The sequence below is a fragment of the Nostoc sp. WHI genome (assembly GCF_015714725.1).
GTDB lineage: Bacteria > Cyanobacteriota > Cyanobacteriia > Cyanobacteriales > Nostocaceae > Nostoc.
The window spans coordinates 1-8,581 of sequence record NZ_WBKM01000333.1 but is presented as its reverse complement, the minus strand read 5'-3'; the positions used below and the strand labels follow the sequence as shown (position 1 = coordinate 8,581).

The window sequence follows — 8,581 nt, the reverse complement described above, 5'->3', positions numbered from 1 at the left end:
CCCCTGCCCCCTGCTCCTTTCCTAGTCCCCATTCCGCAATATGTTTTTATATCTATCAAAATTACTGCCACTATTTTTTTATCCATTAGGACTAGCCTGCGTAAGCTTGGTAGTAGCATTAGTCACGTTATGGAAACGACCGAGGACTGCGGCGATCGCAATTGCTTTTGCCCTAACTTTATTGCTATTTTGTAGTAATGCTTGGATTGCGAAATCATTAGTGCGATCGCTAGAATGGCAAAATCTGCCACCCGCCCAAATGCCAGTGGCAGAAGCGATTGTGGTTTTGGGTGGCGCAACTAAATCAGCTTTTCCCCCAAGACCTACCGTTGATTTGAGTGAATCAGGCGATCGCGTGATTTATGCCGCACAACTGTATCGCCAAAAAAGAGCGCCTATAATTATTCTGAGCGGCGGCCGCATCGATTGGCGTGGCAGTGGTTCACCAGAGTCGGCGGATATGGCAACAATACTTACATCTATTGGTATTCCATCTGAGGCGATTGTTCAGGAGTCTGAATCTCTTAATACTTATCAAAATGCAGTAAATGTCCGAAAAATTTTGTCATCTCGTGGCATCCGCCAGGTATTATTAGTGACTTCGGCAATGCACATGCCGCGATCGCTCAAAATTTTTCAACGTCAAGGAATTAATGCCATTCCTGCACCAACCGACTTTCTCGTTAGTCAGGGTGAACTGCAAGAACTCGGCGGCACTCCTCAAGCCGCTATACTAAATTTATTACCTGATACCGATAACTTGCACCAATTTACTACTGCTTTAAAAGAGTACATTGGCTCTTTAGTTTATCGCTTACGGGGTTGGCTTTAATCAAGTTAGGAGTTGTTAGAAAGTTATGAGTTATGAGTTATGAGTTATGAGTTATTAATTATAAAGTACGGTAATTGCCTGAATTCAAAACTCCCCATTCCCCACTCTTAACTTTATGTCTAAAAACTTACCCTATATTATGCCATCCCCTCAACCCCAAGTTGAGGAAAACTTTGCTGCTTACCAAACAACCCACCAGTTCTATCACGAAGTTCATACACGGTTAGAGTTTCAGCGTTATTGTGAGTGGTACTACACAACAGCAGAACGCAACCGCCAAGAACTACAAAGAATGCGCGGCGAACTGAATATTTTTCAGTGGTTTCGCCGCCGATGAGTGATTTAGATGATTTCTAACTCATTTTCACGTAAATGGGCTTTAAACTTTTTACTAACCTGAACTAGAATCGGCAGATTAGCGCTTACAGGTCTACCTTGCCATTGAGTAGCAATACTTATCACTTCGCCTTCTGTACCTTTGAGGTCAAAAGCCTGATTCCGATGTTCAGGATGATGATACACTACTACCGAATCTTTAACGCGAACGCGATCGCCAACTTTCATAACAACACTTTCATAACAACATTTACATCTAGCATTTGCTTTTCCACAAGTATCTGCTACAAAATATATGATTAAACCGCTTAAAATTTGATTTAATCAGCCATCTATTGACGCTTCACATAATCTTCTTTATCTTCGGGGTAACTGAAACTTTAAGTCAAGAAATTTTACACAATTCAGTAAACAGCAGGTTTACACCTTACTCATCAGCTTACCTTGAATGTGCTTACCACCTAGCAGTTTCTCATCCTGTTCACTGACGTTAGTTCTTGCTCCCTCCAACCTCCCTTAAAAGTCTACGGTGTACACACAAGTCCTAAAAGGCTTTCCTCGTTCCTGAGCTGCCGCCTGGGAACGCATTCATTGAGTCTCTGGCTCAATGTCTAACTGGAGGCAGCAGCCCCTAATTAGCCATTCCCATGCAGAGCATGGGAACGAGAGAACAATGGGAAATAGAGCTTTTTTCGACTTGTGTATACACCGTAGCCTTAAAAAGGGGGTAAATAGGAAACGAAGTGCGGGCTACACCTAAGCGATCGCGACAAATTTTAAGTCTCTGGGGATTCGTTACAATTATCGTATGCGTTAGGCATTCAAGAGTTATCAGCCATGAATTTGATTTCTGATCCACCGATTCCTGTGAAAATTCAAAAGATGAAGGAACGTGTGCGGTGGATGCATCCGAGTTTTGTGCAACGCGGAATTGACCAAACCAGCATCGTTTTAGATGATCAGAGAAAAGATAGTCCAGAATTTTCGTTTATGGTTATCGGTGATTCGGGCACCGAATCTCATTCCCGATACCACCCCCAACGTAAAGTTGCCGAGATGATGCTGACTCACCGCAATGATTGCAGTTTTGTGTTGCATACAGGCGATGTAATTTATGTGGTGGGTTCGCAAGAGTATTATTCAACAAACTTTATTGAGCCTTACCGCGAATTTCTTGTAGGTGGCGACAACCCTAAAGGTATTTCCTATGACCGCATGGTGTTTAATCTGCCATTCTTGCCAGTACTTGGTAATCATGATTACTATGATATACCGTTAATGTACCGTTTATTTACTGGAACAACATCTTCATTGCGTCGCCTGTTGGGTCATCAACATATCGAGATTGGCTGGCATGGATCGTATCAAGGTAATGCCTATGCGCGCGCATTTATGGACTACACCCAGGCGATCGCTCCACAAGAGTTAGAACGTCATTTAGATCAGCACTATACTGCTAAAACCGACACAGGACGTTGTTTGCGTTACCAACCTGGACAGTTTACCCGTTTACCCAACCGCTATTACACTTTTCGTTATGGCGGGATTGATTTTTTTGCTTTAGATTCCAATACCTTTAATACGCCATCCCCCTTACCTGAAACTCAAGAGGGGGAAATTTACCGCCGGGAATTGGTTCATCGTCGTCAGGAAATAGATCGAGAAGAATTGCAGATTTTGGGAATATGCGATCGCCTCAATCCAGATAAACCCACCGAAGCCGAACAACTCGATGACCTAAGTGCCAAACTCGACCAAATTAACGAGATAAAAATCGACATAGAGAAACAACTGGCATCTCATAAAATGACTGCCATCGATTTTGAACAACTCGACTGGTTGCGAAGCAGGCTGATCGAATCTTGGAATACCTCCGAGGTGCGCGGACGTGTTATTTATTTCCACCATCCGCCCTACGTTACAGAAGCAACCAAGTGGCATCAAGCACAAACCTTGGCGGTTCGCCACCGCTTGCGCTGGGTGTTTGAACAAGTGGCTGAAACTCTTGGTTCCCTAATAAAAGAGCGCTCAATAGTTGATTTGATTTTAAATGGTCACGCGCACTGTTTAGAGTATCTCCGCACAGCTGATACCGGATTTGCTGATTCTAATATTAACTGCATTATCTCTGGTGGTAGTGGTCATCGTCCTCGCTATCAACGGCAAGGAAGCACTGAGTTGATGGAGACTTTTGCTGAAATTAAAGGTAAACCCACTCGTAAAGTTGCAGATTCGTTGCTTTATGTTGGTCGCCATGACTACAATTCCCAGAACCGTCTGCCTTACTCATCTGTGCGGATTGATGTTCTGGATGGTTGTCCACCCAAGTTTATTGTCAGACCTTTGGTAGTAGAGCGGATTGGGGAAGAGTGGTATAACCGCGAACTTGAACCCTTTGTGATTTAGATAGCTAAATTGAATAACGATATTTTTATGGTGCAGTAATTACTGCCACTGGACAATCTGCTTTACTCAAAATTGCATCCACTCCGTGACCGAAGAAAACGCGACCCGTAACCATTCGGATATTACTTCCGATAATAATTAAGTTTACTTCATTGGTTTGGGCAAACTTGAGGATTTCCCTTTCTGGGCTGTTTCCTTGAAGAATATAGGTTTTGGTCAAACTTGCCGCTACTAGCTAAACCTGAAACCACAGAAAGTAAAATCCAGCCGATGGTGTCGTCAGTCATCCCAGCAGCTAAGGTAACTTGACCGTTCAGGAACATAGCTTTGGTCATCAACTTATTTTCGAGCGCGAACAAAGAACTTTGTAGTGTCTTCCCAAATACCTTGATCAGTTGCTAGTTTCTCAATTTCAGCTTTGTACTCAACTTGCAACTGATTTAATTGTTCTTGTGATAATTTTGACAACAAGGGATTACCTGTAAAATTTATATTAATTGCTGTTCCAGATAATCTGTTATCTTTTAAAGGGCGATAACGTCCTGATGGTTCAATCTTAATTTCGATATCTTTAAAACCTGCCTGATTGAGCAAATTGTGACATTTTTCTGGAGTCCCAAGTGGTTCAAGGAGATGTGGTAGCGATACGCCCAAAACTCTAGCGCAGATACTCTGAATAAGAGATGCCATATAAGCAGTTTCTGGAGGACAGGTAAATGCTACAAATCCTCCGGGTTTCAAGAAGCGATACCATTTTTGCAGAATAGCAAGGATGTCAGAAAAAAGTACAATTGCCTCACAGCAAAAGACAACATCAAAACTACTATCACTAAAGTTGAAATATTCTGCATCTGCCTCAATTAACTCAATGTTTTGTAATTTGGCTGCTGCTATCTTAAGTCTTGCTTGATGCAACATTCCAGGGGTCATATCAATCCCAATCACAGAGCCATCTGAACCAACTTTTTCAGCTGCGGAAATCGCAACTAAACCTGTTCCCGTCGCCACATCAAGGATTTTCTGTCCAGAATGTAGCGTCACAAATTCAAGTAGAATCTTAGCTTCTAGAGGATGGCGAGTACTTTCCTCATGGTCATAAGTAGTTCTACTGCCATAAAATTCTCTTAGTTGCTGCTTATAAATATCCATATCAGTCATAACCAAATGTCAAATTTTCTCCACTTTATAGTAACTCTTGTTGTGATATTGAGTTGCTTGCTGCTGAATCCAACCCTGACAGCACAAGCCGCGTCTTCACCAATCGGTGTTTACAAACAACAGATAATCCATAGTCCAGATGGTATCGGCAAATATTACATGGGGCGAGAAATTGCCAAAGTTATGGGATACACCGGCGCTGGCTGGCTAGAACGACAAAGCCGAGAGATGGAGGAACAGCCAAGTAAAATAGTCAGCCTCCTCAACCTAAAACCTAACGATGTAGTGGCGGATATTGGCGCTGGTACAGGTTACTTAAGCTTTCGCATTGCGCCGTTATTAACAGATGGGAAAGTGTTGGCTGTAGATGTTCAGCCAGAAATGTTAGAAATCATTGAGTTGTTTAAAAAAGAGAGGAATATTACCAATGTTGAGCCTATTTTAGCAACCCTTAGCGACCCCAACTTACCATCTGAAAGTATCGATTTGGCGTTGATGGTAGATGCTTATCATGAACTTGAATATCCCCAAGAAGTGATGCAAGGAATTGTGAAAGCACTTAAACCAAGTGGTCGGGTGGTGCTGGTTGAGTACCGGGGTGAAAATCCTTTTATTATGATTAAAAGACTGCACAAAATGACTCAAAAGCAAGTCCGCAAAGAAATGCAAGCTGTTGGTTTAGTTTGGCGTGAAACCAAAAACTTGTTACCTCAACAGCATTTAATGGTATTTGAGAAACTTGAATCTAGCGATTTTTTGACAAAATGAAGTTTGGGCAATATGTGTGTAGAAAAATATCCACTAAGTCATAATAAAATCATATTCCTTGCCAGAGCAGAAAATCATGGTAGACTTAGCACTCAAGCAGCGAATTCCTCCTTTAGAAAATGGCGATCGCCTCACTCGCTACGAATTTGAGCAACGCTATCAAGCAATGCCTCGTCATCAAAGGGCAGAATTAATTGAAGGAGTTGTATACTTGGCATCCCCGTTACGCTTTGAAAGTCATGCTGAACCACATGGTCATCTAATAGGTTGGTTGGGAGTTTATGAAGCCTCAATCCCTGGTGTGAGATTGGGAATTAAGCCAACAATCCGTTTAGATCGAGACAATGAACCGCAACCAGATGGAGTGCTATTAATAATACCAACATCTCAAGGACAATCTCGTTTGAGTGATGATGATTACATCGAAGGTGCGCCAGAACTCGTAATAGAGATAGCAGCTAGTAGTGTTGCGATAGACTTACATGACAAGAAAAAAATCTATGGTCGTAATGGGGCAAAAGAATATATTGTTTGGCAAATATTTGAAAATAAATTAAATTGGTTTAGCCTCCAACAAGGAGAATATGTGTCCTTAGAAGTGGACGCGGATGGAATTATAAAAAGTCAAGTATTTCCTGGTTTATGGTTGTCAATGTCAGATTTACTTGCTGGCAAGATGCAGCAAGTATTGGCTGTGTTGCAGTTGGGATTAAATTCGCCAGAACATCAAATATTTGTGCAGCAATTATCTGGAGAAGGAAGATAATCAAATTAATTCGTAATTTTAATTACGAATTATTAATTACGAGGCTGGCGCTTTTGGTTGCACTATCCCAAACTATCCAGCTAAGAGAATTATCTAAATCATCGGCGCTATTTGAAACTTTAAAATACAGTTTTTTTGCGCCTTTAGTTTCAATGGCAAAGTCGGCATTTTGGGCATAAACGACTTTGAAACCTTTCTCTCGCAAACAATACATCGCCCAAGCTTTTAATGATTGCTTGTATGGTTCGTGTGGAATTGGCGGTTTTGCGATCGCATCTTCGATTACTTGAAATATTTGCATTGCCTTGTTACTAAAAGTAGGTATTTTTGCTATCATCCATCATTTAATGACATTATAGTGGTGTGCAGTTCAGTGAGATACAAAAACTTTGCTGAAATGATTTGACAGCAAGGAATTTGGTGTTCTCATCTAATCGATAACCGCTATAAACACTCAAATGTAGGTTTTCAACAATTAGTGTCTATTAAGCTAAAACTGTACAACCTTGATGTAATAATTTTAGCCCTTTATTGCTTTGAATTAAGCTTGACCAAATTTAAATAATTAAATCACATTTTATGAAGAGCTTATACTGAGTAACTATTAAAAACTTATAGTGTAGTAGATTAGAAAAGTCTACCTGATTTTAAGACGCAGTGTTCGGATAAGCAAGATTAACAGTTATAAAGGATGAAAAGTAATGTACTCTAATTCTCTTGTTTCTCTTATTAGCTCTGAAGCAACTAAACAACTGAGTAAGCTTATTACAGGCAAATTACTTACAGAAACCCAGATTAAAAGTATCAGTAAACACCTTGTTGGACAGTACTTTGTTGACTGGCTTCCTACATCCCAAAAAGAGGTAGAAGCGGAACAACGTATATCTTTTGCTAAAACGCATATAACGGAAGCTGCCAAAATAATCACTAGCTTACAGGATGACCTTGAAAAGCAAGTTAAACAACTTGATTTGTTAGCAAAGGAGATTGATGAGAAAAAACAAACTGCTGAACGATATGCTGTTCTTACAAAAATAAATCAAGATGATTTTGCTGCTATCCGAGCAGAGTTGGAGGAAGCACTTAGGAATCAATTAAGAGCAGAAGCTGAAGAAGGAAAAGGTATAAGACGGGCTGTATCTTTTGGATACTGGGTTATCACTTTGATACTTGGTGCAGCCTTGGGAGCTTGGTTCCAAATTCAGCTAGAACCAAAGTTACAAGCTCCAGTTAGTCAACCGACTTCCAACCAACCTACTCAAAAACAACCTGCCTCAAAATAAGTATTCAGCCCTGGCTGCAAGCAATGGAGATTGCGGTTTCACTCAAGCATTAATTAAGATATTAAAGGTTGTTTGACATATTTATTAATACTGTAATTTTACTTGTAAAGCCTAGACAGTAAATGTTTAAAAACGACACATAATTCTTCAATGTACACTTAAACAGCTTCTGGATCGCAACGAATTTCAATCATAAAGCCATCTGGATCGTAAAAATACACACCTCTACCAGTAGGGCGAGTGACTGGGCCATGTGCGATCGCTATTTTATTTTCTCTGATCACTGTCACAGCTTGCTCAAATAACTGCGGCTCTATGTCAAAGGCGAGATGGTAAGCTCTAGTGAAAGTCTTTTCTGGATCTGGATTTGGTGGTGTTAAATCGGGTTCACCAAATAAATCCAGTATCGTCCCATCCGGGGTGATGAAGTTGGCTACTTTCCCAGATGCGACAAGTTCCACTAGAGTTGCGGGTACTTCGTCGCCTGTGAGTTCATGCAAACCCAGGATGAGACCATAAAAGGAGCGTGAAGCTTGCATATCTTTAACGTTGAGAGCAATGTGATGCACTTTACGCAAATTGCCCGGAACAAGAACACTATTCATAGATTTGGGGCTAGATAGCATAATAAAACAAAATTTACCTACAGAGATAGAAGCTCAACTTCTTTCTTAAAGTTTATTATTTATAATACAATACGGTTCAGTTAAGGCTATGCAGTGCTTGAAACAACAAACACAGGAGGATTGGTTATTGTTCCAGCACCTCTGTGTTTAACCTTTTTCGAGCGAAATTTTGATACAGGCTTTTTCACAACCCTTGGGTTGTTTCTATGAACCCTTTCAGGTAAAAGTTGGTCAAGAATCTCCACTGTTAACCAACTAAAAAAAAGGGAAGTTCTTGTGGTTGTAAGCGCTGGAATTTGGGAAGGGCGCGACGAACAACTCGTAATGTTCCTGTGAAACTTACACGTAAGGGTGAAATGTTTGCGTTGCTTGCAGCTTGAAAAATTAACAACCGGATAGCCCAATG

12 protein-coding genes and 1 pseudogene are annotated in these 8,581 nt (G+C 40.8%); 6 read left to right on the top strand and 7 right to left on the bottom strand.

Annotated elements, in window-relative coordinates:
* Positions 1–40: 40 nt before the first annotated feature.
* Together F8S12_RS34140 and F8S12_RS34135 are read left to right on the top strand one after the other, a co-directional pair.
* Complete coding sequence (locus F8S12_RS34140) at positions 41–832, top strand: YdcF family protein (protein ID WP_196520693.1); 792 nt, start codon at positions 41–43, stop codon at positions 830–832.
* A 115-nt stretch (positions 833–947) separates the two neighbouring features.
* Positions 948–1,169, top strand: coding sequence for a hypothetical protein (locus F8S12_RS34135; RefSeq protein WP_196520692.1), 222 nt, complete (start codon positions 948–950; stop codon positions 1,167–1,169).
* Between the two features lie 5 nt (positions 1,170–1,174).
* On the opposite strand, the gene F8S12_RS34130 is transcribed toward F8S12_RS34135, so the two are convergent.
* Complete coding sequence (locus tag F8S12_RS34130) at positions 1,175–1,396, bottom strand: ferredoxin-thioredoxin reductase variable chain (RefSeq protein ID WP_196520691.1); 222 nt, start codon at positions 1,394–1,396, stop codon at positions 1,175–1,177.
* Between the two features lie 609 nt (positions 1,397–2,005).
* Between F8S12_RS34130 and F8S12_RS34125 the strand changes: the two genes are divergently transcribed.
* Positions 2,006–3,574 carry a metallophosphoesterase family protein gene (locus F8S12_RS34125; protein ID WP_196520690.1) on the top strand — a complete coding sequence of 523 codons (1,569 nt, stop codon included), beginning with the start codon at positions 2,006–2,008 and terminating at the stop codon, positions 3,572–3,574.
* A gap of 25 nt (positions 3,575–3,599) precedes the next feature.
* Here F8S12_RS34125 and F8S12_RS34120 read toward each other — a convergent pair whose 3' ends face one another.
* The 3 genes from F8S12_RS34120 to F8S12_RS34110 are packed head-to-tail and all read right to left on the bottom strand — an operon-like array spanning position 3,600 to position 4,732.
* On the bottom strand, positions 3,600–3,794 hold the full coding sequence (locus F8S12_RS34120) for a universal stress protein (RefSeq protein WP_230968465.1): 195 nt from the start codon (positions 3,792–3,794) through the stop codon (positions 3,600–3,602).
* Complete coding sequence (locus F8S12_RS34115; RefSeq protein ID WP_196520695.1) at positions 3,724–3,909, bottom strand: hypothetical protein; 186 nt, start codon at positions 3,907–3,909, stop codon at positions 3,724–3,726. The genes F8S12_RS34120 and F8S12_RS34115 overlap by 71 nt, the downstream gene beginning before the upstream one ends.
* Positions 3,910–3,913: 4 nt before the next feature.
* Positions 3,914–4,732 carry a class I SAM-dependent methyltransferase gene (locus F8S12_RS34110; RefSeq protein WP_331001478.1) on the bottom strand — a complete coding sequence of 273 codons (819 nt, stop codon included), beginning with the start codon at positions 4,730–4,732 and terminating at the stop codon, positions 3,914–3,916.
* 6 nt (positions 4,733–4,738) lie between these two features.
* Here F8S12_RS34110 and F8S12_RS34105 point away from each other — a divergent pair, with 6 nt between their 5' ends.
* Together F8S12_RS34105 and F8S12_RS34100 are read left to right on the top strand one after the other, a co-directional pair.
* Entirely contained in the window at positions 4,739–5,500 is a 762-nt protein-coding gene (locus F8S12_RS34105; protein WP_196520689.1) for a class I SAM-dependent methyltransferase, read from the top strand.
* A gap of 76 nt (positions 5,501–5,576) precedes the next feature.
* The gene (locus F8S12_RS34100) at positions 5,577–6,266 is read left to right on the top strand and encodes a Uma2 family endonuclease (RefSeq protein ID WP_196520688.1); all 690 of its coding nucleotides are present in this window, start codon (positions 5,577–5,579) and stop codon (positions 6,264–6,266) included.
* 22 nt (positions 6,267–6,288) lie between these two features.
* On the opposite strand, the gene F8S12_RS34095 is transcribed toward F8S12_RS34100, so the two are convergent.
* Positions 6,289–6,567, bottom strand: coding sequence for a hypothetical protein (locus F8S12_RS34095; RefSeq protein ID WP_196520687.1), 279 nt, complete (start codon positions 6,565–6,567; stop codon positions 6,289–6,291).
* 400 nt (positions 6,568–6,967) lie between these two features.
* Here F8S12_RS34095 and F8S12_RS34090 point away from each other — a divergent pair, with 400 nt between their 5' ends.
* Positions 6,968–7,549 carry a hypothetical protein gene (locus F8S12_RS34090; protein ID WP_196520686.1) on the top strand — a complete coding sequence of 194 codons (582 nt, stop codon included), beginning with the start codon at positions 6,968–6,970 and terminating at the stop codon, positions 7,547–7,549.
* A 158-nt stretch (positions 7,550–7,707) separates the two neighbouring features.
* On the opposite strand, the gene F8S12_RS34085 is transcribed toward F8S12_RS34090, so the two are convergent.
* Positions 7,708–8,175 (bottom strand): VOC family protein, encoded by a 468-nt coding sequence (locus tag F8S12_RS34085; RefSeq protein WP_196520685.1) that lies wholly within the window; start codon positions 8,173–8,175, stop codon positions 7,708–7,710.
* A gap of 247 nt (positions 8,176–8,422) precedes the next feature.
* Positions 8,423–8,581: pseudogene (locus F8S12_RS41275) on the bottom strand (IS4 family transposase); the annotation flags it as partial.

What these genes read in the sequence shown, in the direction of transcription:
- F8S12_RS34110 (WP_331001478.1), bottom strand. Translation starts at nt 4,732, where the DNA reads ATGACTGATATGGATATTTATAAGCAGCAACTAAGAGAATTTTATGGC.
- F8S12_RS34130 (WP_196520691.1), bottom strand. Translation starts at nt 1,396, where the DNA reads ATGAAAGTTGGCGATCGCGTTCGCGTTAAAGATTCGGTAGTAGTGTAT.
- F8S12_RS34105 (WP_196520689.1), top strand. Translation starts at nt 4,739, where the DNA reads ATGTCAAATTTTCTCCACTTTATAGTAACTCTTGTTGTGATATTGAGT.
- F8S12_RS34095 (WP_196520687.1), bottom strand. Translation starts at nt 6,567, where the DNA reads ATGCAAATATTTCAAGTAATCGAAGATGCGATCGCAAAACCGCCAATT.
- F8S12_RS34140 (WP_196520693.1), top strand. Translation starts at nt 41, where the DNA reads ATGTTTTTATATCTATCAAAATTACTGCCACTATTTTTTTATCCATTA.
- F8S12_RS34115 (WP_196520695.1), bottom strand. Translation starts at nt 3,909, where the DNA reads ATGACCAAAGCTATGTTCCTGAACGGTCAAGTTACCTTAGCTGCTGGG.
- F8S12_RS34100 (WP_196520688.1), top strand. Translation starts at nt 5,577, where the DNA reads ATGGTAGACTTAGCACTCAAGCAGCGAATTCCTCCTTTAGAAAATGGC.
- F8S12_RS34090 (WP_196520686.1), top strand. Translation starts at nt 6,968, where the DNA reads ATGTACTCTAATTCTCTTGTTTCTCTTATTAGCTCTGAAGCAACTAAA.
- F8S12_RS34135 (WP_196520692.1), top strand. Translation starts at nt 948, where the DNA reads ATGTCTAAAAACTTACCCTATATTATGCCATCCCCTCAACCCCAAGTT.
- F8S12_RS34085 (WP_196520685.1), bottom strand. Translation starts at nt 8,175, where the DNA reads ATGCTATCTAGCCCCAAATCTATGAATAGTGTTCTTGTTCCGGGCAAT.
- F8S12_RS34125 (WP_196520690.1), top strand. Translation starts at nt 2,006, where the DNA reads ATGAATTTGATTTCTGATCCACCGATTCCTGTGAAAATTCAAAAGATG.